The organism is Rhodovulum kholense, assembly GCF_003053725.1.
Lineage (GTDB): Bacteria > Pseudomonadota > Alphaproteobacteria > Rhodobacterales > Rhodobacteraceae > Rhodovulum > Rhodovulum kholense.
Genome location: NZ_QAYC01000015.1, coordinates 32,482 through 57,503, shown reverse-complemented (window position 1 = coordinate 57,503; position 25,022 = coordinate 32,482). Strand labels below are relative to the sequence as shown.

The 25,022-nt window shown below is 67.3% G+C and carries 26 protein-coding genes; 18 read left to right on the top strand and 8 right to left on the bottom strand.

The features are described from left to right. Positions 1–44 precede the first annotated feature (44 nt). The 11 genes from C8N38_RS16810 (at position 45) to C8N38_RS16760 (ending at position 10,265) form a co-directional block, all read left to right on the top strand. Positions 45–377, top strand: a complete 333-nt coding sequence (locus C8N38_RS16810) for a DUF3775 domain-containing protein (protein WP_108028305.1) — start codon at positions 45–47, stop codon at positions 375–377. 361 nt (positions 378–738) lie between these two features. Further along, positions 739–2,904, top strand: coding sequence for an AMP-binding protein (locus C8N38_RS16805; protein ID WP_108028304.1), 2,166 nt, complete (start codon positions 739–741; stop codon positions 2,902–2,904). Continuing rightward, positions 2,901–3,254, top strand: a complete 354-nt coding sequence (locus C8N38_RS16800) for a hypothetical protein (RefSeq protein ID WP_108028303.1) — start codon at positions 2,901–2,903, stop codon at positions 3,252–3,254. The genes C8N38_RS16805 and C8N38_RS16800 overlap by 4 nt, the downstream gene beginning before the upstream one ends. Continuing rightward, positions 3,251–4,084, top strand: coding sequence for an ABC transporter ATP-binding protein (locus C8N38_RS16795; RefSeq protein ID WP_425440053.1), 834 nt, complete (start codon positions 3,251–3,253; stop codon positions 4,082–4,084). Before C8N38_RS16800 ends, C8N38_RS16795 begins: the two co-directional genes overlap by 4 nt. Then, positions 4,077–5,069: a branched-chain amino acid ABC transporter permease gene (locus C8N38_RS16790; protein WP_108028301.1), complete on the top strand. Its 993-nt coding sequence runs from the start codon at positions 4,077–4,079 to the stop codon at positions 5,067–5,069. The genes C8N38_RS16795 and C8N38_RS16790 overlap by 8 nt, the downstream gene beginning before the upstream one ends. Position 5,070: 1 nt before the next feature. Beyond that, positions 5,071–5,304, top strand: a complete 234-nt coding sequence (locus C8N38_RS21730; RefSeq protein ID WP_108028300.1) for a hypothetical protein — start codon at positions 5,071–5,073, stop codon at positions 5,302–5,304. Next, positions 5,301–5,672, top strand: coding sequence for a VOC family protein (locus tag C8N38_RS16780; protein WP_108028299.1), 372 nt, complete (start codon positions 5,301–5,303; stop codon positions 5,670–5,672). Before C8N38_RS21730 ends, C8N38_RS16780 begins: the two co-directional genes overlap by 4 nt. Then, a complete protein-coding gene (locus C8N38_RS16775; RefSeq protein WP_108028298.1) occupies positions 5,673–6,749 on the top strand; it encodes a branched-chain amino acid ABC transporter permease in 1,077 nt (358 codons plus the stop codon). Between the two features lie 64 nt (positions 6,750–6,813). Continuing rightward, positions 6,814–8,094: an ABC transporter substrate-binding protein gene (locus C8N38_RS16770; protein WP_108028297.1), complete on the top strand. Its 1,281-nt coding sequence runs from the start codon at positions 6,814–6,816 to the stop codon at positions 8,092–8,094. 58 nt (positions 8,095–8,152) lie between these two features. Then, the gene (locus C8N38_RS16765; RefSeq protein ID WP_108028296.1) at positions 8,153–8,977 is read left to right on the top strand and encodes an ABC transporter ATP-binding protein; all 825 of its coding nucleotides are present in this window, start codon (positions 8,153–8,155) and stop codon (positions 8,975–8,977) included. A 64-nt stretch (positions 8,978–9,041) separates the two neighbouring features. After that, the gene (locus C8N38_RS16760; protein ID WP_108028295.1) at positions 9,042–10,265 is read left to right on the top strand and encodes a phenylacetate--CoA ligase family protein; all 1,224 of its coding nucleotides are present in this window, start codon (positions 9,042–9,044) and stop codon (positions 10,263–10,265) included. Positions 10,266–10,431: 166 nt separating this feature from the next. On the opposite strand, the gene C8N38_RS16755 is transcribed toward C8N38_RS16760, so the two are convergent. Then, complete coding sequence (locus tag C8N38_RS16755) at positions 10,432–10,767, bottom strand: TIGR02300 family protein (RefSeq protein WP_108028294.1); 336 nt, start codon at positions 10,765–10,767, stop codon at positions 10,432–10,434. A 119-nt stretch (positions 10,768–10,886) separates the two neighbouring features. On the opposite strand from C8N38_RS16755, the gene C8N38_RS16750 reads away from it, so the two are divergent. From C8N38_RS16750 to C8N38_RS16735, 4 genes are all read left to right on the top strand, one after another. Then, positions 10,887–11,573, top strand: coding sequence for a M48 family metallopeptidase (locus C8N38_RS16750; RefSeq protein WP_170120335.1), 687 nt, complete (start codon positions 10,887–10,889; stop codon positions 11,571–11,573). 33 nt (positions 11,574–11,606) lie between these two features. After that, positions 11,607–12,257: a GntR family transcriptional regulator gene (locus C8N38_RS16745; RefSeq protein WP_075783860.1), complete on the top strand. Its 651-nt coding sequence runs from the start codon at positions 11,607–11,609 to the stop codon at positions 12,255–12,257. Between the two features lie 136 nt (positions 12,258–12,393). Further along, entirely contained in the window at positions 12,394–13,269 is an 876-nt protein-coding gene (serB, locus tag C8N38_RS16740) for a phosphoserine phosphatase SerB (RefSeq protein WP_108028292.1), read from the top strand. Positions 13,270–13,349: 80 nt separating this feature from the next. After that, a complete protein-coding gene (locus tag C8N38_RS16735) occupies positions 13,350–13,637 on the top strand; it encodes a hypothetical protein (RefSeq protein ID WP_108028291.1) in 288 nt (95 codons plus the stop codon). Between the two features lie 30 nt (positions 13,638–13,667). On the opposite strand, the gene arfB is transcribed toward C8N38_RS16735, so the two are convergent. The 6 genes from arfB to C8N38_RS16705 form a co-directional block, all read right to left on the bottom strand. Continuing rightward, positions 13,668–14,090 carry an alternative ribosome rescue aminoacyl-tRNA hydrolase ArfB gene (gene arfB, locus C8N38_RS16730; RefSeq protein ID WP_108028290.1) on the bottom strand — a complete coding sequence of 141 codons (423 nt, stop codon included), beginning with the start codon at positions 14,088–14,090 and terminating at the stop codon, positions 13,668–13,670. A gap of 319 nt (positions 14,091–14,409) precedes the next feature. Further along, positions 14,410–15,030, bottom strand: coding sequence for a queuosine precursor transporter (locus C8N38_RS16725; RefSeq protein ID WP_108028289.1), 621 nt, complete (start codon positions 15,028–15,030; stop codon positions 14,410–14,412). Between the two features lie 69 nt (positions 15,031–15,099). Further along, positions 15,100–16,017, bottom strand: coding sequence for an esterase-like activity of phytase family protein (locus C8N38_RS16720; RefSeq protein ID WP_108028288.1), 918 nt, complete (start codon positions 16,015–16,017; stop codon positions 15,100–15,102). After that, the gene (gene mepA, locus C8N38_RS16715) at positions 15,990–16,901 is read right to left on the bottom strand and encodes a penicillin-insensitive murein endopeptidase (RefSeq protein ID WP_108028287.1); all 912 of its coding nucleotides are present in this window, start codon (positions 16,899–16,901) and stop codon (positions 15,990–15,992) included. Before mepA ends, C8N38_RS16720 begins: the two co-directional genes overlap by 28 nt. After that, positions 16,886–18,265 (bottom strand): MFS transporter, encoded by a 1,380-nt coding sequence (locus C8N38_RS16710; RefSeq protein ID WP_108028286.1) that lies wholly within the window; start codon positions 18,263–18,265, stop codon positions 16,886–16,888. Before C8N38_RS16710 ends, mepA begins: the two co-directional genes overlap by 16 nt. Before the next feature lie 94 nt (positions 18,266–18,359). Continuing rightward, complete coding sequence (locus C8N38_RS16705) at positions 18,360–18,893, bottom strand: thioesterase family protein (RefSeq protein WP_108028285.1); 534 nt, start codon at positions 18,891–18,893, stop codon at positions 18,360–18,362. 152 nt (positions 18,894–19,045) lie between these two features. Between C8N38_RS16705 and C8N38_RS16700 the strand changes: the two genes are divergently transcribed. The 3 genes from C8N38_RS16700 to yaaA all read left to right on the top strand — a co-directional run bounded on the left by C8N38_RS16700 (position 19,046) and on the right by yaaA (position 22,336). Beyond that, on the top strand, positions 19,046–19,333 hold the full coding sequence (locus tag C8N38_RS16700; RefSeq protein ID WP_075783868.1) for a YggT family protein: 288 nt from the start codon (positions 19,046–19,048) through the stop codon (positions 19,331–19,333). A 126-nt stretch (positions 19,334–19,459) separates the two neighbouring features. Continuing rightward, on the top strand, positions 19,460–21,499 hold the full coding sequence (recQ, locus tag C8N38_RS16695; protein WP_215731170.1) for a DNA helicase RecQ: 2,040 nt from the start codon (positions 19,460–19,462) through the stop codon (positions 21,497–21,499). Between the two features lie 60 nt (positions 21,500–21,559). Then, entirely contained in the window at positions 21,560–22,336 is a 777-nt protein-coding gene (yaaA, locus tag C8N38_RS16690) for a peroxide stress protein YaaA (RefSeq protein WP_108028283.1), read from the top strand. A 13-nt stretch (positions 22,337–22,349) separates the two neighbouring features. Here yaaA and C8N38_RS16685 read toward each other — a convergent pair whose 3' ends face one another. Continuing rightward, complete coding sequence (locus C8N38_RS16685) at positions 22,350–24,920, bottom strand: response regulator (protein WP_108028282.1); 2,571 nt, start codon at positions 24,918–24,920, stop codon at positions 22,350–22,352. Positions 24,921–25,022: the final 102 nt, after the last annotated feature.

The window sequence follows — 25,022 nt, the reverse complement described above, 5'->3', positions numbered from 1 at the left end:
GCACGGGCGACACTGTGCGCCCGTGCCGGAGGAGAAGACGACCCATGGAAGAGCTCTTGGAAATCAGCCCCAGCAAGGTGGTGCAGGTGATCTTTCAGGCCCGCGAGAAACGCCAGGGCGAGGCCGAGCTGCGCGGCTTCATCGCGGCAATGAACGAGGACGAAAAGGCAAGCCTCGTGGCGCTGACCTGGATCGGCCGCGAAACCTTCGACGCGGACGAGCTGGAAGAGGCGATCGAGACCGCCAAGGCCGAGGCGACCTCGCCGACCGAGGACTATCTCGTGAACATGCCGCTCTTTGCCGACTATCTCGAAGCCGGGCTTGAAGCCATCGGGATCAGCCCGGCCGATGTCGAAGAGGATTTCTTCGACCGCTAGGCACCGGCCCGGCACAGCGTTTTCTGCACTGGCGCATCGCCCCTGCCCGGGCGGCTCATCCTCCCGTTGCGGAACGCAAAATTTCCCACCCTACCCGCCTCGCGCAATTATCTAACCTTTCGCTTGACCAGCGTTTGGGCTTGGGCAAATCTGCCCTCAACGCCCGGATGTGGAGGGGGGCCCAACGGGGCCTTATGTCCGGGCGCGATGAGGAAACCATGCGCAGGAACGCAGTCGATGCGGTCGGACCATCCGGCCTCGTCGCTGCGGCCCGCTCGGTCGGGGCGCGCAGGCCGGACCCGGACAGACCCGCGGGCAACGCGGGCAGGTCCGGGGTCTGGCGAAGGGGGGAGGACGACTTTTGGCGGCACCTGGCGCGTCTGCGCACGATCCCTGCTCGATTCCGGCGCTGCTGGCGCGCAACGTCGCGCTTTACGGCGACCGCCCGGCCTATCGCGAGAAGGAATTCGGGATCTGGCAGGCCTGGACCTGGGCCGAGGCGGCGGACGAGATCCGCGCCATGGCGCTGGGCTTTCTGGCTCTGGGGATGGCGCGGGGCGACCATGTCGCCGTGATCGGCCGCAACCGGCCCGCGCATTACTGGGCGATGGTGGCCGCCCAGATGTGCGGCGCGGTGCCGGTGCCGCTGTATCAGGACGCGGTGGCCGAAGAGATGGCCTATGTGCTGGAGCATTGCGGCGCCCGCTTCGTCGTCTGCGGCGATCAGGAACAGGTCGACAAGGTCATCGAGATCCGCGACCGCGCCCCCGGCGTCGAGCATGTGCTGTACAACGACAAGCGCGGCATGCGGAAATACGACCACAGCCATCTGAACTGGCTGCACGATATCGGCGAGGAGGGCCGCGCGGCGCATCGCCGGCTGGAACCCGAGCTTGACGCGCGCATCGCCGAGCAGACCTGGGACACGACCTGCGTCATGCTTTACACCTCGGGCACCACCGGCAAGCCCAAGGGCGTGGTGCTGTCGAACCGCAACATCATCGAGACCGCGAAGGCCTCGGTCGCCTTCGACCATCTGGGTCAGGACGAAGAGGTGCTGGCCTATCTGCCGATGGCCTGGGTCGGCGATTTCATCTTTTCCATCGGTCAGGCGATGGTGGCGGGCTTCTGCGTCAACTGCCCCGAAAGCCCCGACACGATGATGACCGACCTGCGCGAGATCGGGCCCACCTATTTCTTCGCGCCGCCCCGGATCTTCGAGACCATGCTGACCAGCGTGATGATCCGGATGGAGGATGCGGGCGATCTGAAGCACGCGCTGTTCAGGCATTTCATGGACTTCGCCAAGGGCACCGGCGAACGCTTCGGGATGCCACGCTATCGCCGCAAGCAGTCGCGACCGACGCTCAGGCGCCGGGTGCGCTGGGTCTACCGCTATGCGATGGGCATCGGCTTCGCGATCGAGACGCTGGCCGAGAACGCGGTGCGCGGCTTCTTCGTGCGGCTGCGCCACCCGCTGGAGGCACGCAAGCATTACCGGGCGCGGGGGCCTTTGCTGAATCTCTATCCCAAGCCGCTGCGCGATTATTTCGACTACCGCACCGGCGAGGTTCTGATCTACGGCCCGCTCAAGAACACGCTGGGCCTGTCGCGCATCCGGGTGGCCTATACCGCGGGCGAGGCCATCGGCCCCGAGATTTTCGACTTCTACCGCTCGCTCGGCATCAACCTCAAACAGCTGTACGGCCAGACCGAGGCCTCGGTCTTCATCACCCAGCAGCCCGACGGGCAGGTCCGGTCCGACACCGTGGGCGTGCCGAGCCCGGGCGTCGAGGTGAAGATCGGCGAGACCGGCGAGGTCTTCTATCGCAGCCCCGGCACCTTCGTCGAATATTACAAGAACCCCGAAAGCACCGCCTCGACCAAGGATGCCGAAGGCTGGGTCGCCACGGGGGATGCGGGTTTCTTCGAAGAAGCCAGCGGGCATCTGAGGATCATCGACCGCGCCAAGGATGTGGGCCGGATGGCCGATGGCGCGCTGTTCGCGCCGAAATATGTCGAGAACAAGCTGAAGTTCTTCCCCGACATCCTCGAGGCGGTAGTGTTCGGCGCCGGGCGCGAGATCTGCACCGCCTTCATCAATATCGACCTTACCGCCGTCGGCAACTGGGCCGAGCGCAACAACATCGCCTATGCGTCCTATCAGGAACTCGCGGGCCATCCCCGCGTGCTGGAAACGATCAAGTCCCATGTCGAGGAGGTCAACCGCTCGTTGGCCGAGGACGAGATGCTGTCGGGCTGTCAGGTCCGCCGCTTTCTGGTTCTGCACAAGGAACTGGACGCCGACGATGGCGAGCTGACCCGCACCCGCAAGGTGCGCCGCCGCATCATCGAAGAGAAATACGCCGATCTGGTGGCCGCGCTTTATGACGGCTCGGCCGAGAAATACACCGAAACCGAGGTGACCTACGAGGACGGGCGCAAGGGGCGCATCCGGGCCACGCTCAAGATCCGGGATGCGCGCAGCTTCCCGGCAGAATTCCCGAGGAAGGTAGCCGCGGAATGACCGAGAACCGACCCACGATCCCGATGCCGTCGCTCGACTGGCAGATCCCGTTCGGACGGGCGCAGAAGGACGTGCTTTGGGCCAGCTTCGCCGTGCTGACCGCGATGGTGGCGTTCGGCGCGGGCTTCTGGGCGCTGGCCGCGGTGTTTTCGCTGGCGCTGGCGGTCTTTGCCCAGATCCGGGTGCCGCAGGAACCGGCCATGCCCGAAGGCAACCGCCTCGCGCCGCTGTCGCATGCGCTGCGCTACGGGCTGGCGAACCTCGTCACCATGATCGTCGTCTATGGCGCGGCGACGGTACTGGGGTCCGGTCTGCGCATGGCGCTGACGAAGGTTCTGGCGGCGGTATGAACCGTATGAGCTCTGCCCCCCCCACCGAGAGCCATGTCACCGAGGATGGCCGCACCATCGGCCCGGTGCTGATGGAGCTGAGAAACATCACGCTCCGGTTCGGGGGCGTGGTCGCGATCAAGGACATCTCGTTCGACATCCGCGAGGGCGAGATCCGCGCCATCATCGGCCCGAACGGCGCGGGCAAATCCTCGATGCTGAACGTGATTTCGGGCTTCTACCGGCCCTCCGAGGGCGAGGTGTGGTTCGAGGGCGCGCGCCGTCCCGCGATGCGGCCCTACAAGGTCGCGCGGCAGGGCATCGCCCGGACCTTCCAGAACATCGCGCTGTTTTCCGGCATGTCGACGCTCGACAACATCATGACCGGCCGGATCACCCGGATGAAATCCTCGCTGCTGTCCCAGGCGCTGTGGTGGGGTCCGGCCGAGCGCGAGGAAAGCGACCACCGCGCCGCGGTCGAGAAGATCATCGATTTCCTCGAGATCCAACATATCCGCAAGACGCCCGTGGGCCGTCTGCCCTACGGGTTGCAGAAGCGGGTGGAGCTGGGCCGGGCCCTGGCGGCCGAGCCTCGGCTTCTGCTGCTGGACGAGCCGATGGCCGGGATGAATGTCGAGGAGAAGGAGGACATGTCCCGCTTCATCCTCGATGTGAACGACGAATTCGGCACCACCATCGTCCTGATCGAGCATGACATGGGCGTGGTCATGGACCTGTCCGACCGGGTGGTGGTGATGGATTACGGCCGCAAGATCGGCGACGGCCCGCCCGAGGAGGTGCGCGCCAGCAAGGACGTGATCGACGCCTATCTGGGAGTGGCCCATGACTGATCTGCTTTACGCCGTCGAGGTGATGATCAACGGGCTGATGGCAGGGGTGCTTTACGCGCTGGTGGCGCTGGGCTTCGTGCTGATCTTCAAGGCCTCGGGCATCTTCAACTACGCGCAAGGGGTGCTGGCGCTGTTCGCGGCGCTGACGCTCGTGGGGCTGCAGGAGGGGCAAGTGCCCTTCGCCCATCTGATCAACGCGGCCTTCGGCACCGATCTGCACTATTTCGGCTGGCAGCTTCCGGCGGTAGTGGCCATCGTTCTGACGATCGGTGTGATGGTGCTGCTGGCCATCGCCATCGAGCGGCTGATCCTCAAGCATCTGGTCAACCAGGCGCCGATCATCCTGTTCATGGCGACCATCGGGCTGGCCTATTTTCTTGAGGGCTTCGGCGACATCATGTGGGGCGCCGACATCAAGACGCTGGATGTTGGGTTGCCCCAGGGCGGCAGCGCCTGGCTTGAACAGGCCACCGCGGGCTGGGGCGGCGAGAATTTCTACGGCTTCTTCATCGACAGGCTCGATATCGTGGCGACGCTGGTCGCGGCGGTTCTGGTGATCTCGCTGACCCTGTTCTCGCAATATTCCAAGCAGGGCCGCGCGCTGCGGGCGGTGGCCGACGACCATCAGGCGGCGCTGTCGGTCGGCATCTCGCTCAGGTTCATCTGGGTGCTGGTCTGGTCCATCGCCGGTATCGTCGCGCTGGTCGCGGGCATCATGTGGGGCGCAAAGTCGGGGGTTCAGTTCAGCCTGTCGCTGATCGCGCTGAAGGCGCTGCCGGTCCTGATGCTGGGCGGTTTCACCTCAATCCCGGGCGCCATCGTCGGGGGGCTCATCATCGGGGTCGGCGAGAAGCTGTTCGAATTCACGGTCGGCCCGATGATCGGCGGCGCGACCGAGAACTGGTTCGCCTATGTGCTGGCGCTAGTCTTTCTTGTGTTCAGGCCGCAGGGCCTGTTCGGAGAGAGGATCATCGAAAGGGTCTGACATGCAAAAGCTCTATGCCATTGCCTGTGTGATCGGTTGGGGGTTCTTCTATGCGTTCGCCTATCTTGCCGTGGCCTCGTCGAACGACGCCGAATGGATGTCGGTGATCTACGGCCTGCTGTCCTTCGCGGGCTTCGTGGCCGGCATGTTGTGCTGGGTGCGGCTGGTCCGCGGCAAGCGGCCGGTCATCAGGACGATGCCCACGGGCGTCGCCCGGGTGCGGAGGCCGCTGTGACTCACCGGACCCGGATCGGCGGCCTTTGCATCGATTGCCAGACCGACGATCTGGGTCCGGCGCTAGCCTTCTGGTCGGCGGCGCTGGGGCGCGAGGGTGCGCTCGTCGAGGACGGGCGCTATGCCCAGCTCAGTGGCCCGCCCGCCGCGCCGCAGGTGATCCTGCAGGCAGTCGGCCATGACCCCCGGGTGCATCTCGACATCGAGACCGACGATATCGAGGCAGACTGCGCCCGTCTGACCCGCCTCGGCGCGGTCGAGGTCGCGCGGATCAAGGACTGGATAGTGATGCAGGCGCCGACCGGGCACCGCTTCTGTCTGGTGCCGCCCGAAGGGGATTTTCCAAAAGATGCCAGGGAGGTCGACTGAATGTTCTACCGCGAGGCCGGCGATTTCAAGACGTCCTACCGGGACGACAGCCAGACCTTTCCCATAGGCTTCGACCGCTACCGCTATTACGCGGTGCTGGCGGTGGCCTTCGCGGTCGTGCCGTTCGTGATCGACGATTACTGGGCCAGCGCGATCTTCGTGCCCTTCCTGATCTATGCCATCGCCGCCATCGGGCTGAACATCCTTGTGGGCTATTGCGGGCAGCTGTCGCTTGGCACCGGCGGGTTCATGGCGGTGGGGGCCTATGCCTGCTACAAGCTGATGACCGCCTTTCCCGACCTCAACATCGTCTTCTGCATCCTCGGCGGCGGGCTGGTGACGGCCGCGGTCGGAGTGCTGTTCGGCCTGCCCTCGCTGCGGATCAAGGGCTTCTATCTGGCGGTCGCGACGCTGGCCGCGCAGTTCTTCCTGGTCTGGCTCTTCAACAAGGTGCCGTGGTTCTACAATTATTCCGCCTCGGGCCAGATCTCGGCGCCCGCGCGGACGGTCTTCGGCCTGCCGGTCACCGGCCCGGGCGTCGAGGCCTGGGCGCAATACCTGATCTGCCTCGTCTTCGCCGTCGTGCTGGCCTGGGCCGCGCGCAACCTGACGCGGGGCACGGTCGGGCGGTCCTGGATGGCGATCCGCGACATGGACATCGCTGCCGAGATCATCGGGGTGAACCCGCTGAAAGCCAAGCTGACGGCCTTCGCGGTCTCGTCCTTCTATATCGGCATCGCCGGCGCGCTGTTCTTCGCGGTCTATCTGGGCGCGGTCGAGGTGGGCGAGGCCTTCGGTATCCAGAAGAGCTTTCTCATCCTCTTCATGATCATCATCGGCGGGCTCGGCTCGATCTTCGGCAGCTTCGCGGGCGCGGCCTTCCTGGTGCTGCTGCCGGTCCTGCTGAAGAACCTGCTGGTGGGCACGCTGGGATGGCCCACCGACCTGACCGCCCATGTCCAGCTGATGATCGTGGGGGCGCTGATCATCGGCTTTCTGATCGCCGAGCCGCATGGGCTGGCCCAGCTCTGGCGGATCGGAAAGGAAAAGCTGAGGCTCTGGCCATTCCCGCATTGACGGGCACGACACGCGCGACCGACCGGGCCAACCCGGCACGCATTTCCAAGGGAGGAACGACGACATGACGACACGACTGGCCCCGCTTGCACTGGGTGTCCTGCTGGCCGCGGGCCCGGCTGCGGCCGATCTGGTATTTCCCGATCTCAGCTACCGTACCGGCCCCTTCGCGGCGGGCGGCATTCCCTTCTCGGACGGCTATCAGGACTACTTCACCCTGATGAACGAACGCGACGGCGGCATCGGCGGGGTCAAGGCCCGGGTGCCCGAATGCGAGACCGCCTACAACACCGAGAAGGGGGTCGAGTGCTACGAGGCCACCAAGGGCGACGGCGCGCTGATCTACCAGCCGCTGTCCACGGGCATCACCTATCAGCTGATCCCGAAGGTCGAGGCCGATCACATCCCGCTGCACACCATGGGCTATGGCCGCACCTCGGCCGCCAATGGCAAGGTCTTCGAATGGGTGTTCAACTATCCCGCCAACTACTGGGACGGGGCCTCGGTCGTCATCAAGTACCTGATGGACGAGAACGGCGGCAGCCTCGAGGGCAAGAAGATCACGCTGCTGTATCACAACTCGGCCTATGGCAAGGAGCCGATCCCGACGCTGGAGGCGTTGTCGAAGAAGCACGGCTTCAAGCTGACGCTGATCCCGGTCGACAGCCCCGGCCAGGAGCAGAAGTCGCAATGGCTGCAGATCCGGCGCGAGCGGCCCGATTTCGTGGTGATGTGGGGTTGGGGGGTGATGAACCAGGTCGCGATCCAGGAGGCCGCCAACATCAACTTTCCGATGGACCATTTCATCGGCAACTGGTGGGCCGGGGCCGAACATGACGTGACCCCCGCGGGCATGGCCGCCGACGGCTACAAGGCGCTGAACATGAACCGGGTGGTCGATTACCCGGTCTTCGCCGATATCCGCACCCATGTCGTCGACAAGGGGCTGGCGGCGGGCGACGGGTCCAATGTGGGCTCGGTGCTGTACACCCGCGGCATGTATGCGGCGATGCTGGCGGTCGAGGCGGCGAAAACCGCGCAAGAGATGACCGGCACCGCCCAGATCGACGCGGCGATGATGCGCGACGGGATGGAACATCTGGAGATGACCGCCGCCAAGATGGAGGCGCTGGGCATGCCCGGGATCGGCCCGGAATTCACCGTGAGCTGCGCCGATCACGGCGGGTCGGGCATGGCCATCGTCCAGCAGTGGAACGCGGGCGACAGGAAATGGGTGCCGCTGACCGATTTCATCGCCCCCGATGCCGAGGTGATCGCGCCGCTCATCGAGGCCGATTCCGCGGCCTTCGCGGCCGAGAACGGCATCGCGCCGCGCTGCGACTGACACCAGTCCGCCCCCGGCCGCGACCCGGCCGGGGGCTTCGCCCACAAGGAAAACGCCGATGTTCGATGCCGCGCCGCAGGGCGAGACCCTGCTTGAGGTCAACAATATCGAGGTGATCTACAACCACGTCATCCTGGTGCTGAAGGGCGTGTCGCTGTCGGTGCCGCAGGGCGGCATCACCGCCCTTCTGGGTGGCAACGGCGCGGGCAAGACCACGACGCTGAAGGCCATCTCGAACCTTCTGCGGTCGGAACGCGGCGAGGTCACCAAGGGCTCGATCCTCTATCGCGGCACCCGCGTGCAGGACCTGAACCCCGCCGATCTGGTCAAGGCGGGCGTGATCCAGGTGATGGAGGGGCGGCACTGCTTCGAGCATCTGACCGTCGAGGAAAACCTTCTGACCGGCGCCTACACCCGCACCGACGGCCGCGCCGCGATCCAGGCCGATCTGGAGATGGTCTATGGCTATTTCCCGCGCCTGAAGGAGCGGCGGAAGTCCCAGGCGGGCTATACCTCGGGCGGCGAGCAGCAGATGGTGGCCATCGGCCGCGCGCTGATGAGCCGGCCGCAGATGATCCTGCTGGACGAGCCCTCGATGGGGCTGGCGCCGCAGCTGGTCGAACAGATCTTCGAGATCGTGAAATCGGTCAACGAAAACGAGGGCGTCACCTTCCTGCTGGCCGAGCAGAACACCAATGTGGCGCTTCGCTATGCCCATTACGGCTATATCCTGGAATCGGGCCGGATCGTGATGGACGGCCCGGCCGCCGATCTGCGCGAGAACCCGGACGTCAAGGAATTCTATCTCGGCATGTCCGACCAGGGCCGCAAGAGCTTTCGTGACGTGCGGTCTTATCGTCGCCGCAAGCGTTGGTTGAGTTGACGGCAGCCGTCGGGCTGGGCCACCCTGCCCGTGCAGACCGGAAAGAGTGACCGAAGGAGTGCCCATGTCCGTCTATTTCGACGATCTCGAAACCCGTTCGGCGGACGAGCGGGCCGTCTCTCTGGCCGAATGCCTGCCGGCGCTGATCGCGGCCGCGCGCGCGCTTCCCGGCTATGCCGAGGCGCTGGCCGAGGTGAACCCCCTGACCGTGACCTCGCGCGAGGCGCTGGCGGCCCTGCCGGTCCTGCGCAAGTCCGATCTGGTGGCCGCGCAATCGGCCGAGGCCCCCTTGGGCGGCTACACCGCCTGGGGCCAGCATCAGTTCGACCATATCTTCCAGTCGCCGGGCCCGATCTACGAACCGGGCTGTGTCAGCACCAACTGGTGGCGGCTGGGGCGCTTCCTCTATGCCGCCGGGATCGGCGAGGGCGACATCGTCCAGAACTGCTTTGGCTATCATCTGACCCCCGCCGGGATGATGTTCGAGAACGGCGCGCGGGCGGTCGGCGCGGCGGTCCTGCCCGCCGGGACCGGCCAGACCGATCTGCAGGTGCGCGCCGCCCATGACGTGGGCGTGACCGCCTATGCCGGGACGCCCGATTTCCTGAAGGTCCTGCTGGACCGCGCCGACGAACTGGGGATGGACCTCTCGCGCATCCAGCGCGCCGTCGTGTCGGGCGGGGCGCTGTTCCCGTCGCTGCGCCAGGAATATGCGGATCGCGGCATCGCCTGCCTGCAATGCTATGCGACGGCCGATCTGGGCAACGTCGCCTATGAAAGCCCGGCGATGGAGGGGATGATCGTCGACGAGGGCGTGATCGTCGAGATCGTGCGCCCCGGCACCGGCGATCCGGTGCCCGAGGGCGAGGTGGGCGAGGTCGTGGTGACCGCGCTGAACCCCGACTATCCGCTGGTGCGGTTCGCGACCGGCGATCTGTCGGCGGTGCTGCAGGGCCTCTCGCCCTGCGGCCGCACCAACATGCGCATCAAGGGCTGGATGGGCCGGGCCGACCAGACGACCAAGATCAAGGGCATGTTCGTCCGCCCCGAGCAGGTCGCCGATCTGGTCGCGCGCCATCCAGAGGTCGCGAAGGCGCGGGTCGTGGCGGGCCGCGCGGGCGAGAAGGACACGATGACGGTGCGGCTCGAGACCGAGGCGACCGACCCCGCGCCCTATGCGTCTTCGGTCAGCGAGGTGCTCAAGCTGAAGGCCGAGATCGAGCTGGTCGCGCCCGGCAGCCTGCCCAATGACGGGCTGGTGATCGAGGATACCCGGAAATACGACTGACCGCCCGGCGCCTCGGGAGGCCCCTCAGGTCCGGCGGCGCAAGGATTTCGGGGACGGAACGGTCCGGTGCAGGCAATGCCTGCCGGGCGGTTCCATCGCCCGGCCAGCGGCCCCTGCCCGTTCCGGCGGGCCGGGCGGGGCCCCGCAGGGCCGCCCGGCCGAAGGATCAGGTCTCGTCGTCGTCCTCGGAGGACATGTCGGCGATATCGTCGAGCGAGACGTTGTCGTCGTCGTCATCCTCGAGCACATCGTCGCCCAGATCGACATCGGTGCTGTCGTCCTCATCGTCGATGATATCGTCATCGCCGTCGATGTCTTCGTCGCGCGCCTTGGCGGGCGCGGCTTTCTCGGCGATCAGCGTGCGGTGCTTGCCGGCGGTCAGGCTTTCCGCAGAAAAGCTGTGACCGCAGGAGGGGCAGGTCATCGGGTCGCGCTGAAGATCGTAAAATCGGGTAGAGCAGTGCGGGCAAACGCGCTTAACGCCCCATTCTTCCTTGGGCATGGGCATCCTCTCACAGGGGTCACGGCTTTGCGGTTGCAGCCACGTGCCATAAGTCCCCCCACGTGTCAAAGCCCTTTTCGGCTGATATGCTCGCAGGAAAAGACGAGGCAGAGATGAGCATCACCCGCATTCCCGGCGATCCGCCGCTTGAGGTCACGCTGCGCCGTTCGGCGCGGGCGCGGCGCTATTCCCTGCGCGTCTCGCAGCTTGACGGCCGGGTGACGCTGACCCTGCCCCAGCGCGCCCCCGAAGCCGACGGGCTGGCCTTCGTCCGAGAGAAAGAGGCCTGGATCCGCCGGCACCTGTCGGCGCGGCCCGAGGATCAGGTGGTGCGCGCGGGCGGCAGCGTGCCCTACGAGGGCCGCGCGCTGCCGCTGGTGCCCGGCACCGGCAGGGCGCCCCGGCTGCAGGATGGCGCGCTGGCGGTGCCCGGCCCCGCGTCCGAGGTGCCCGCCCGTGTTCAGGCCTTCCTGAAGACCCGGGCGCGGGCGCGTCTGGCGGCGGCGGCCGACGGCTATACCGCCGCGCTGGGCCTGTCCTACCGGCGGCTCACGCTTCGCGACGCCCGCTCGCGCTGGGGGTCCTGTTCCTCGCGGGGCGATCTGATGTTCGCCTGGCGGCTGATCATGGCCCCGCCCAAGGTGCTGGACTATGTCGCGGCCCATGAGGTGGCGCACCTGGTCGAGATGAACCACTCGCCCGCCTTCTGGGCCGTGGTCGCGCGGCTGATGCCGGGCTATGAAGCGCCCCGCGCCTGGCTCCGGGCCAATGGCGCGGCGCTTCACCGGGTGCGTTTCGGCGATTGACGCCCGACCCCGCGCGGCAGCACTATCGCCCCCATGCTGATCCAGACCCGCCCCGGCGAGACCGTCTCTGCGGCCCATGAGCGTCTTTACCGCACGCTCCGGACCCAGATCATGCATGGCGAACTGGCCCCCGGCGCGCCCCTGACGCTGAGGGGAATCGGCAAGAGCTTTGGCGTGTCGATGACCCCTGCCCGCGAGGCGGTGCGGCGGCTCGTGGCCGAGGGCGCGCTGACCCTGTCCTCGTCGGGGCGGGTCTCGACGCCCGAGCTGTCGAACGAGCGGCTGGAGGAACTGGCCTCGCTGCGCGGGTTGCTGGAACCCGAACTGGCCAGCCGCGCCCTGCCCCGCGCGCATTTCGCGCTGATCGAGCGGATGCAGAAGATCAATGCCGAAATCGGCGAGGTCGTCGCGCGGGGCGATGCGGTCGCCTATATCCAGAAGAACCTCGAATTCCACCGCGCGCTTTACCTGCGCGCCCAGGCCCCCGCGATGCTGGCCATCGCCGAGACGGTCTGGCTGCAGCTTGGCCCGACGATGCGGTCGTTCTACGGGCGGCTCGGCCGGACCGAACCGCCGCAGCATCACCGGATGATCCTCGCGGCGCTTCGGGTCGGGGACGAACCGGCGCTGCGGCTGGCCGTGCGGACCGACGTGACCCAGGGGCTGAAGTTCCTCGCAACCTGATCCGCGCCCCCGGGTCTTGCGGCAGGGCGGCGATGCCGGGTGCGCCCCCGCCGCTCTGGCGCACGACCCGGAGCTGGGCTATTCCGGCCCGCGACCGCGCTTTTGCGGCGCCCAGCAGCCGATCGGAACCTGCCCCATGCCTGTCGTCACGCTTCTGACCAACCCCGCGCGCGCGTCCCTCGAGCGCAGCACCGTCGAATCGCTTCGGGATGCCTGGGGCGGCGGCGAGGCGATCTGGCTGGCCCCCGGCATCGCCGCCGAATTTGCCGTGGCGGCACTGCCCGACAATTTCCGCGAGGTCTGGGACGGTCTGCAGGGGCTGGGGATCGATCTTGTGGCCCAGCCCGCCGAGGGCCGCCGCAAGCGGCTGCTGATCGCCGACATGGATTCGACCATGATCCAGCAGGAATGCATCGACGAACTGGCCGCCGAGGCGGGCGTCGGGCCGCGGGTCGCCGAGATCACCGCGCGGGCGATGAATGGCGAGCTGGATTTCCACGGCGCGCTGCGCGAACGGGTCGGGCTGCTGAAGGGGCTCGATGCCAGCGTCATCGACAAGGTGCTGGCCGAGCGGATCACCTTCATGCCGGGCGGCCGGACGCTGGTCGCGACAATGAAGGCCAACGGCGCCCATGCGCTGCTGGTTTCGGGCGGCTTCACCAATTTCGCTTCGAAGGTCGGAGCCGCGCTCGGTTTCGACGAGTACCGCGCCAACACACTGCTGATCGAGGACGGGCACCTGACCGGCACCGTGGCCGAGCCGATTCTGGGGCGCGAGGCCAAGGTAGAGGCGCTGCGCGAGGTCACGGCCCGGCTTGGGATCGGGCTGGAGGATGCGCTGGCCGTCGGCGACGGGGCGAACGATCTGGGCATGCTGGGGCTTGCGGGCGCGGGCGTCGCGCTGCATGCCAAGCCCTCGGTCGCGGCCCAATGCGAGCTTCGGGTCAATCACGGCGACCTGACCGCGCTGCTATACCTGCAGGGCTACGCCCGGGACGAGTTCGTTTCCTAACTCCCTCGGACCGTCCAATACCAACACCGGCATAAGCCATCCGAATCCGGCTAGAAAGGCATAGGAAGAGGAGGCCAAGAATGAGAATTCACGCTGGACTTATAGCCCTGATCTTCCTTCAGGCACTGCCTGCGTCGGCAGGCGACTACGAAGACGACCTCGGCGCGCTCATCGAATTTGTCCGAACCAATCCTCTGACCGACGGAGGGTGCTGGCTGGAGATGCAGAACGTATTCGGACACTGGGAGAAGCTTGCCCTCATTTTCGGATTCGCGGACCCCGGCGACGCCGCCGCGTGCGCTGAAATCGCAAGCCGGGCGGCAGAGACCAATCCGGCCAGGAGGTACCGGTGCAATCCGGTAGACTGAGACCAAGCCGCATCACAGCCGGGACGTAGCTCAGTCGTCCGGTGCAATGGTACCGCGCAGCGCCTTGACCGCGCCGCGTTCCTTCTTGGCCGCGAGCCTTCGCCGTTGCGAGCCCAGCGTGGGCCGGGTCGGCACCCGCCGCTTGGGCTTTTCCAGCGCCTTCCGGATCAGCTCGGCCAGCCGCTCGCGGGCGATCTCGCGGTTGCGGGCCTGACTGCGGGTCTCTTCGACCCGGATCAGCACCGCGCCATCCTGGGTCCAGCGCCGCCCGGCCAGCCGCTTCAGCCGGGCCTTGACCGGGCCCGGCAGGTTCGGTGACCGCTCTGCCTCGAAGCGCAGATCGACCGCGGTCGAGACCTTGTTGACGTTCTGCCCGCCGGGTCCGGACGAGCGGGAAAAGACCTCGGTCAGTTCCCAGTCCGCAAGGGCGACGGTATCGGTGATGCGCAGCATGGTGGGACCCTATCGCGGCAACGGCGGGACGCAAGGGCCCGGTTCGCCCGGCGGCCCCACCGTCATTCGAGGCGGCAAAGCTTCAAGGATGCGAAACGGAAAGGGCCGTTCTTGCGAACGGCCCCGAGAGCTACGGAGATGGCCCGGTTAGAGCGTGGGCCCAATCAGAAGATTTCAGTCCCAGGGATTGCCCTCAGACCACGGCCCCCCTGACTGTTCCAAGACCCTTCTCCAATATCACTCTAGACACTGGACCACCTCCTTTCTGCTGTTGCCGTTGAGTTCAGCCTGCCACAGATCTGGTATATGTCCAGTTAATTCACGCTAGCTGTGCGGTCAGACGCCCAACAATGAGGCGGAATGGAACGAGAGCGATCAAGGCGAGAGCAAGTTTTACACTCCAGTCCGCCAGCGCGAGCGACACCCACAGCGGAACCTGCGGTCCGACGCCCAGAAGCGGCAGCATTTCACCCGCCCAGGAGACGTCGTTGCCGGGTTCGAGAACGGCGAGCGTGCCGGAGAACGCGACGCTGAAGAAGATCAGGGTGTCGACGCTCGACCCCACCAGCGTCGAGGCAAGCGGCGCGCGCCACCAGCGCCCCGCGCGCAGCCGGTCGAAGACCGCCACGTCCAGCAGTTGGGCCGACAGGAAGGCCAGCCCCGAGCCCATCGCGATGCGCAGGGTGACGATCGGGCCGAACTCGCCCTGGATCTGGGTGCCTATGAAGGAGCAGATCACCCCCACCACGAAGCCCGCCAGGACCACGCGGCGGGCCGCGGCCACACCATAGACGCGGTTCATCACGTCGGTCACGAGAAAGGCCAGCGGATAGGTGAAGGCGCCCAGGGTCAGCCATTGGCCGAACAGGACCTGGACGAGGATATTCGAGGCCACGACAATGGCGGCCATGGCAAGGATGCCGGGAAGAAGACGGGTCATGCAGCGAGTTCCGTTTTGGCAAGGTCGCGGAGACTTGGTCCGCGCGGGACGCCCGACGGACGCGGCTGTCTACAGCCCCGCCGCGCCGCTGACAACCCGGTATTCGACGAACTGGTTGCGCTGGATCGCCAGCCCGTTGTCGTCGCTGACCATGCTCAGCCGGATCGCCCCGGCCGCATCGCGCCAGACCGCCAGGCCTTCCAGATTGCCGTGCCGGCCCGACCCGGTTTCCAGCAAGACGCTGTCTTCGGTCGCGCCTTCGGGTCCCAGAGCGATGCGCCGGACCCGGCTGCGAAAGCCGAAAGGCCCGTCGAAGGCGCGTTCCAGAAGATAAAGCCGCCCGTCAGGGCCGAAATCGGCACCCGAGGGGTGAAACCGCCCCTGCGGCGTCAGGCTGGCGGCCAGGGTCCAGCCCCGGCCGTCATGGCGGTAGACCGGGATCGCCCCGTCCACCTCCCAGCGTTCGGGAATGGCGTAAAGCGCGCCGTCCGGGCCCAGCGCCAGCGCCTCGATCCCGCCATTCTCGGGATAGGCGGCGGCGTCGGGCGACGGGTCCATCGGCGCGGGCCGCACCGCCCCCGGCGCCCAGCGCAGGATCCGGTGATCGCCCTCGAAGGCCACGAAAAGCGTGCCGTCGGACGCCAGCGCCAGCGCCTCGGCATCGGTCTCGGCCCGCCCCTCCAGCGGGTGCCCGTCCGGGCCGGTCAGGCGCAGCGGCGGCGAGACCCGCAGTGCGACGGGGGTCTCGTCCCTGCGGGCGATGGTGACATCCAGCCGCCAGCCCCGGTCGGCGACCAGAAGGCCGTGCGTGCCATCTGCCGAAAGCTCGAGCCCCGACAGCCCCTGCGTCGCGGCGGTCTTGGCGACCGCCAGTTCCGCCACCAGCTCGACCTGGGTCCCGGGGGCCGCGCGCGGCGACGGGGCCGTCGCGCCCAAGACCAGAAGACCGGCGGCGAGGCTCAGTCCGAGGCCAGCACGGCGCGGCATTCGCGGGGCAGGTCGGTCATGGTGAACTCGCGCGCGCCCCGCTTTCTCGGCTCGGGCTTGGCCGGTTGCGCTGGCCGGGCCGCCTTTTTCGGCGGATCGAGATAGTCGGTCACCCACCATGTCAGCGTCTCGTCGCAGCCATCCCCGCCCTTCGACAGTTCCGCTACCGTGGGCCGCTGGGTCTCGCAACTGCGCGCGCCGGGCGGACATTTCAAACGCACGTGAAAATGCGTGTTATGCCCGTAAAGCGGGCGGATCTTCTGCAGCCAGGCGCGGTCGGCCCGGGTCGCATGTTTGCACATCTCGATCTTGACCGGGGCGGTGACGAAGATCCGGTCGACCGCCGGGTCCATCGCCGCGGCGCGCAAAAGTGCTGCATGGGCGGCGGTATAATTGCCGTTCACCCGGCGCTGATCAGCCGAGCGCACCGAAATCGACGAAAGCGATTCCCGTTCCGCCCGCGTCAGGTTCAGCCGCCTGGGCGGCAGCATCCAGATATCGGCGTCGAGCCCGATCTGATGCGAGGCATGGCCGCTGGTCATCGGGCCGCCCCGGGGCTGGCTGATATCGCCGACATAGATGCCCTTCCAGCCGATGGCGGCGGCGTGGGCGCCCAGCCGCTGGATGAAGGCGATCATCTCGGGCTGGCCCCAGTTGCGGTTGCGCGACAGCCGCATCGCCTGCCAGGTCGGGCCGGTTTCCGGCAGTTGCACCAGCCCGGCGCCGCAGCCCCTGGCATAGGTGCCGATGGGCTGGGGCGCCTGCCGCGAGGCCCGCTTTTCGGCCCCGAACAGCGAAGCCGCCGTCGGCGCCGCCGAGACCGGCAGGGCGGTCGCGACCGCCAGTGCCAGCGCCAGGATCTTTCCGCTCAGGGTGTTTGCCATCGATCCGCCCGTTCGCCCTCTGCCCGGACGAAGCCTAGCAGACCGAGCCCCAGCAGGAAAAGCACAACCAGGGGGATAATGCCCGCGGGCTGCGAGCCGGTGAGATCGGTCACAATCCCGATCGACATCGGCGCCAGAAAGGCGGTGGCCTTGCCCGACAGCGCGTAAAGCCCGAAGCTTTCGGTCATTCGTTCCGGATTGGCCTGACGCACCATCATCGTGCGGCTTGCGCTTTGCATCGCACCGCCCGCCGCGCCGATCACTGCGCCGACCAGGTAATAGGCCAGATCGGGCAGGGTCGAGCCCGGCGCCACCGGCAGCCACAGCACCGTCGTGCGCGAGATCGAGATCGCCAGCACCGCCGCCCCGATCAGCGTCACGAGGCAGACGAGAATCACCGGTTTCGGCCCGAAACGCCGGTCGGCCTTGCCGCCCAGCCAGGCGACCAGCGCCGCGGTCACCACCGCAAGGATGCCGAAAAGGCCCACATCCACCACCGACCAGCCCAGCACCCCCGCCGCGTAGATCCCGCCGAAGACATACATCCCGTTCAGCGCGTCGCGGTAGAACATCGAGGACAGCAGATAGGCCGACAGGCTTGGCGTCCGGGGCAGACGGCGCAACGTCGCCGACAACTCGGGCCCGACCTGGCCCAGCGCCTGACGCAGGGTTGCGCGGCGCGGGGTGCGGGGCAGGCGCACCCAGAGAAAGAAGGGAATCATCGAGACCGCGTACCAGATCGCCACGAAGGGCCCGACGAAGCGGGTGCCCTCGCGCGTGTCGGGATCGAGCCCGAAGGCGGGAACGCGGCCGATCAGGGTCCGTCCAGCCTCGTTCTCGGCGAAGAAGGCCAGCGTGACCACCAGCGCGATCAGCCCGCCGACATAGCCGAAGGCCCAGCCCGACCCCGAGATCCGCCCCAGCTCGTCGCGCGGCCCCAGATCGGGCAGCATCGCATTGACGAAGATCGCCGAGAATTCCATTCCGATGAGCCCGAGCCCGAAGAAGCACAGGATCATGGGCAGGCTGAAGCCTGTCGGATCGGCGAACCAGAGCCCGGCCGCGCCCAGCACGTAGAAGACAGAAAAAAGCGCGATCCAGGGCAGCCGGTGCCCGTTCAGATCGGCGACCGCGCCAAGACAGGGGGCCAGCAGGGCGACGATCAGACCCGCCGCGCCGACCCCGTAGCCCCAGGCCGCCTGCGCGGCGGACCCGTCGCCCAGCAGGTCCTTGACGTAAGGCGCGAAGATGAAGGTCAGCAGCAGGGTCGCGTAAGGCTGGCTGGCCCAGTCGTAGAACCACCAGCCCCAGATCCGCCGCCGGGCCGCCCTGTCTAAGGCTGCCCTGTCCTCGATCGCCGCCATCTCGCCCCCGCCCGCGCCATCCCACAACCCTCTCATATGACAGGGTTTTCGCGTCGGGCGCAATCGGTCTTCGCGGGGCCGCGGCGGGAACCGGTCAGTCGGTCATGGGCGGCCAGGGACGTTCGGCTTCGGCCGCGATCCAGGCCTGCACCCAGTCCGGCAGCGGCGGCGGGGCGATTTCGCGCCCCATCGCCGCCATCAGCCGCACGGTCGGCACGATGCCGTTCCGGTCGGTGACCGCCGAGCGATACAGCGCATGGTTGGCGCAGTCGCCGTTTCGCCACATGCCCTGTTCGATATAAAGGAACTTCTCGTCCCAGCCGACGCAGCGGCTGCGGATCTCGAAGGCGTCGAACATCCGCACCCGGCGGCGGTAGCGCACCGACACCCCGGCCATGGTCAGCGACCAGCGTTCGCGCCTGAGCACGCCGATCAGTCCGACCCGCTGCGCCAGCGGCAGCCGCCCCAGATCCAGCAACGTGAGCGTGCGCCCGTTGTTCAGCTCCATCCACATGTCCAGATCCCAAGGCCAGCAGACATGGCGCGAGACATGGATGCCGGTCAGCGGCAGCGGCTCGGCATTGCGGTGCAGGTAGAGTTCCTTGAACAGGCGGAAGAAGGGATACATCGGCAGGCTCCGTCGCGCATGAGGCAACCCTGCCTCGCGCGGCACGGGGCTGCGGTCAAGGGACTCGCGGCGGAAAGCGTGACGGAAAGCCCGTTGCGCATGGGCGCCTGTCCGCCTACCTCTTGGGCAACCGCCCCAGGAAAGGCTTGCCCATGCTGTCTCTGTTCCAGATCCTCCTGCTGATCCTCGACATCGTCTGGTTCATCATCATCGTCCAGATCATCATGTCCTGGCTGATCAGCTTCAACGTGCTCAACGTCTACCAGCCGCTGGTGCGCCAGATCTGGTCGGGCCTGAACCGGCTGCTCGAGCCGCTTTATTCGCCGGTGCGCCGCATCCTGCCCAATACCGGCGGGCTCGATCTGGCGCCGCTGATCGTGCTGATCGCAATCTATGCGCTGCGGATCATCATCGCCAACAACATGATGGCCTTCGTCTGATCGCCTGAGGCCATCCGGGGCGCGAACCGGGGCACCGGCGGCGCCGCGCCCCGAGGGTTGTTCACCCCGTCTTAGTATGGGATGGTCCATGGTACCGAGCAGTTTTCCTAAAATACCATGGAAACCATGGACCGCCCCCACGCCCTTTTGCAGTCGATCTTCGGCTTCGACGCCTTCCGTCCCGGCCAGCAGGACATCGTCGAGGCCGTGGCCTCGGGCCGCAACACCCTTGCGATCATGCCGACGGGCGGCGGCAAGTCGCTGTGCTTTCAGCTTCCGGCGCTGCTGCGCGACGGCGTGACGGTGGTAATCTCGCCCCTGATCGCGCTGATGCGCGACCAGGTGCGCGGGCTGACCGAGGCGGGGGTGCCTGCGGGCGCGCTGACCTCGGGCAATACCGACGAGGAAACCCGCGCGGTCTTCGACGCGCTCGAGGCCGGGCGGCTGAAACTTCTCTACATGGCGCCCGAGCGGCTGGCCTCGGGCGGCACCGCCAACATGCTGCGCCGGATCGGCGTCGGGCTGATCGCGGTCGACGAGGCCCATTGCGTCAGCCAGTGGGGCCATGATTTCCGCCCCGACTACCTGCGCATCGGCGAGCTGCGCCGGGCGCTGAACGTGCCGCTGGCGGCCTTCACCGCCACCGCCGATGCCGAGACCCGGGCCGAGATCGTCACCCGGCTGTTCGACGGCGAGGCGCCCGAGACCTTCCTGAGGGGCTTCGACCGGCCGAATATCCGGCTGGCCTTCAGCCCCAAGGACCAGCCCCGCCGCCAGATCCTGGCCTATGCCGCTGCCCGCAAGGGCCAGTCGGGCATCGTCTATTGCGCGACGCGGGCCAAGACCGAAAGCCTTGCCGCCGCTTTGGAACAGGCGGGCCACAGCGCCTGTTCCTATCACGGGGGCATGGAGGCGCAGGACCGCCGCGCGGTCGAGGCGCGGTTCCAGACCGAGGACGGGCTGATCGTGGTCGCGACCGTCGCCTTCGGGATGGGCATCGACAAGCCAGATATCCGCTGGGTCGCCCATGCCGACCTGCCCAAGTCGATCGAGGCCTATTACCAGGAAATCGGCCGCGCGGGCCGCGACGGGGCGCCGGCCGAGACGCTGACGCTTTATGGCCCCGACGACATCCGCCTGCGCCGGACCCAGATCGACGAAAGCCCGGCCCCGCCCGAACGCCGCGCCGCCGATCATGCCCGGCTGAACGCGCTGCTGGGGCTGGCCGAGGCGCTCGATTGCCGCCGCCAGACGCTGCTGGGCTATTTCGGCGAAGAGGCTGCGCCTTGCGGGCATTGCGATCTGTGCGACAGCCCGCCGGAACGCTTCGACGCCACCGAGGCGGTGCGCAAGGCGCTGTCGGCGATGCTGCGGACGGGCGAATATTTCGGCACCGGCCATCTGATCGACATTCTCACCGGGGCCGACACCGCCAAGATCCGCGAGCGCGGCCATGACAAGCTGCCGACCTACGGCGTCGGGCGCGAATTCGACAAGCGCGGGTGGCAGGCGGTGTTCCGCCAGATGATGGGCCGCGATCTGGTCCGCCCCGATCCCGAACGCCACGGCGCGCTCCGGATGATGGACCCGGCACGCCCGATCCTGAAGGGCGAGGCGACGATCGAGCTGCGCCGCGACACCATCGCTGCCGCCGCCGCCCGGCCCGCCGTCAGGATGCTGGTCAGCGAGGAGGACGCGCCGCTCCTGTCGGCGCTGAAGGCCAAGCGCCGGGCGCTGGCCGAGGCTGCGGGCGTGCCCGCCTATATCATCTTCACCGACCGCACCCTGATCGAGATGGCCGAGACCCGGCCCGCCAGCCTCGACGCGATGGCGCGGGTCTCGGGCGTCGGGGCCACCAAGCTCGAGCGCTATGGCGCCGACTTCCTGAAGGTCGTCACCGGCGCCGAGGCCGAGATGCCCCACCCCGCCCGGCGCAAGCTGGCGGGCGGCGGGGCGGCCTCGCTTTACGACCGGCTGATGGCCGCGCAGAACAGGCTCGCCCGGGGCGAGGATGGCTGCGAAAAGCCGCTCAGTTGTTCTGCCTCGCAGGTGGCCAAGCTGGCCGAGATCCGACCCTCGGACATGGGCACGCTGACCCGGCTTCTGGGCGAACGCCGGGCCGACCGCTTCGGGGCCGCCTTCCTCGACGTGCTGGCCGAGGGCTGAGGCGCCTTTACCCCGGCCGCAGGGCTGCTATCAGTTGCGCGAGGTTGCAGGAGGTTCCCCATGCTTGTGGTGATTTCGCCCGCCAAACGGCTTGACGAGAAGCCCGGTCCCGATGTCGGCCCGACGACGCGGCCCGAGTTTCAGGCCGAGGCCACCCATCTGGCCGGGGTGGCGGCGCGGCTTTCGCCCGACGACCTGCGCGGGCTCATGCATATCAGCGACAACCTCGCCTGTCTGAACGCCGCGCGCTTCGCGGGCTTTCAGGCCGAACCCGCCCCCGAGGCGGTGAAACCTGCCGTCCATCTTTTCGACGGCGACACCTATGCCGGGCTCGATGCCGGATCGCTCGATCCCGATGACCTGCGCTATGCCCAAGGCCATCTGCGCATCCTGTCGGGGCTTTACGGGCTTTTGCGACCGCTCGATGCGATCCAGCCGCACCGGCTGGAAATGGGCAGCCGTCTGGCCACCGAAAAGGGCGCCTGCCTGTACGATTTCTGGGGCGACCGGGTCGCCGAGGCGCTGAACCGCGCGGCCGAGGCGGCGGGCACGCACTTTCTGGTGAACTGCGCAAGCAAGGAATACTTCACCGCTGCCGACCGGACCGCACTAAAGCCCAAGGTCGTCACGCCGGTCTTTTTCGAGGAACGCCCCTCGGGGCCGAAGATCGTCAGCTTCTACGCCAAGAAGGCGCGCGGCGCGATGGCGCGCTTCATCGTCGAACGCCGCCTGACCGACCCCGAGGGCCTGAAGGATTTCGACGCGGGCGGCTACCGGTTCCGGCCCGAGGTGTCCGACGACAGCACGCTCGTCTTCCTGCGGGACGGCGACTCCTGACGGAAAGCCCGGCTCACGCCTCCCCCGCCGCCGCCCCCGGCAGGATCGGCAGGCGGTTGTCGGGGCGGTAGGCCTCCAGCGTCTCGACGATCTCGGCCTTGCGCAAGGGCTTGGTCAGGCAGCCGTCAAGCCCGGCCTCGAGGATCTCGAGGACATCGCCGCTGAGTGCATGGGCGGTCAGCGCGATCACCGGCACCGGCGCGACCCCGGTTCCGGCCTCGAGCGCGCGGATCCGGCGCGTGGCTTCCTTGCCGTCGCAGCCCGGCATCGAGATATCCATCAGGATTAGGTCGGGGCGGGCCTCGGCGAAGGCGTCGACCGCCTCGTTCCCGTCCTTGGCAAAGCGGATCTCGAGCGCGAGCCCGCCCAGCATCTTTTCCAGAACCAGCCGGTTCGTGCGGTTGTCCTCGGCCGCGAGCACCCGCATCGGGAGGACGCCGCCCGGTGCCGGGTCACCGGTCGAGGCGTCCGGCGCAGGCAGCGCGGCGGGGGCGGCGGTGGCCGGTCCGGGCGGCGCGAGCTTCGCCACCGCCTCGAAAAGCGCGCGCCGCAGCAGCGGCTTTTGCAGCACCATGTCGATCCCGCTCGACTGCGGGTCGTCGGTCGCCCGCATCCGCATCGGGTTCGAGGACAGCATCAGGATCGGACCCGCATAGCCGCCGTCGCGCAGCGCCCGCGCGAAGGACATGCCGTCCATCCCGGGCATGCGGTGATCGGTTATGACAAGATCGAAACCCTGGGCGTCCTGAAGCGCGAGTTCGCCGCAGATATGGGAAACCACCTCCAGCCCCAGCTGGGCCAGCTGGCGTTCGAGGATGGTGCGGTTCACCTCCTGATCGTCGACCACCAGCACCCGACGCGCGCCGATGGGGGGCGCGACCGGCAGGTCGTCGGCCTCTTCGCAGACCGGAAGCGTCAGGCGGATGCCGAAACAGGCCCCCTCGCCCTTTTCCGAGACCAGCCAGATCTCGCCCTCCATCATGCCCACCAGCCGCTTGGTGATGGCGAGACCCAGCCCGGTGCCCTCGAACTTGCGGTTCTCCTGGTCGTCGACCTGGTTGAACTCGCCAAAGATATGCTCTTGCAGATCGGGAGATATGCCGATGCCGGTATCCTCCACGATCAGGTGGATCTGGTAGCTGCCAGGCGCGTCCTCGATGCCAACGACACGCACCAGCACATGGCCTTCCTCGGTGAACTTGACCGCGTTGCCGACGAGGTTGGTGAGGATCTGCCGCACCCGCACCCCGTCGCCCACGAAGCGCGTGGGCAGGAAGATGTCGTAATCGATCAGCATGTCGAGCTGCTTGTCCCGGGCCGGAGCCTGCAGCAGCATCACCACCTCGTGGATGATCCGTTCCAGATCGAAGGGTTCGGGATGCAGGGTCAGCTTGTCGGCCTCGATCTTGGAATAATCGAGCACGTCGTTCAAAAGCCCCAGAAGCGCCTCGCCCGACTCGCGGATGGTATGGGCGTAAAGCCGCTGTTCTTCGGACATGTCGGTTTCGCACAACAGTTCGGCCATCCCGACCACCCCGTTCATCGGGGTCCGCAGCTCGTGGCTCATGTTGGCGAGGAAGGCCGACTTGGCGCGGTTCGCGGCCTCGGCGGCGACGCGGGCCTGATCCAGCGCCTCCTGCTGGCGCTTCTGTTCGGTGATATCGACCCGAAGCCCGACGATCCCGCCATCGGGGGTGCGCTGTTCGAGGATGCGCAGCCAGCGCCCGTCGGCCAGCCGCTGTTCGACCGGGGCTCCGGGCTTCTGGTGGTTGGTCATCCGTTCGGTCAGCCACTCTTCCTCGCGGCCCAGGGCCTCGGGATACTGGCCATGTGCCAGACCGTGACGCAGAACGTCCTCGAACCTGGCCCCCGGGACCATGGCCTCGGCGCTTTCGGCATAGAACTCGCGGTAGCGGTCGTTGCACATCACCAGCCGGTCTTCGTAGTCGTACAGCACGAAGGCGTCGGGGATCGCCTCGACCGAGGCCCACATCCGCATCATGTCGGTGATGTTGATGCCGAGGCAGACCATATCGCCCGAGGGTGTGCGGCGGTCGATCAGCTTGATGTATTCGCCGGTCCAGAGCCGGACCACCCGCGAGGGCACCGGATCGAGATGCCAGCGCGACAGCAGATCCTCGGCGAATTCCTGCGGGCGTTCGTCGCCGATGTCGAACAGCCCCTCCTCGACCGCCAGCCGGATGATCTCGTCATAGCGGGCGCCGGGCGCGACCGCCTCGAGCCCCTCGAACAGCTCGAAGAAGGCATTGTTGGCGATCACCAGCCGGTCGTCGGCATCGAACAGCGAAAAGCCGTCCTTGACGGTTTCGAGCGAGTCCCAAAGCCGCTGCTTGGCCACGGTGAAGGCCTTCGAGACCTCGGCCAGTTCGTTCATGACCTTGTTGTTGCGGCCGCGCAGTTCCTCGGCGGTCTGGCGGGTCTGGACGATCTCTTCCGACAGGGCACGGGCATGCAGCGCCAGACGGCGGTTCGCTTCGAACAGCTCGCGGCTTTTCTGTTCCAGCAGGCGTTCTGCCGCCAGACGGGCGCGCCGTTCCTTGGCCAGCTTGTCATGCAGATCCATTCCGGACCCCTGGTAATCGTTTCTCCGGTATTGGGCGCGTCACGGTGAACAGCCGATTAACGCGGCCGGGAATCCTTGCCAAATACGCGCGTGACGTGTCAG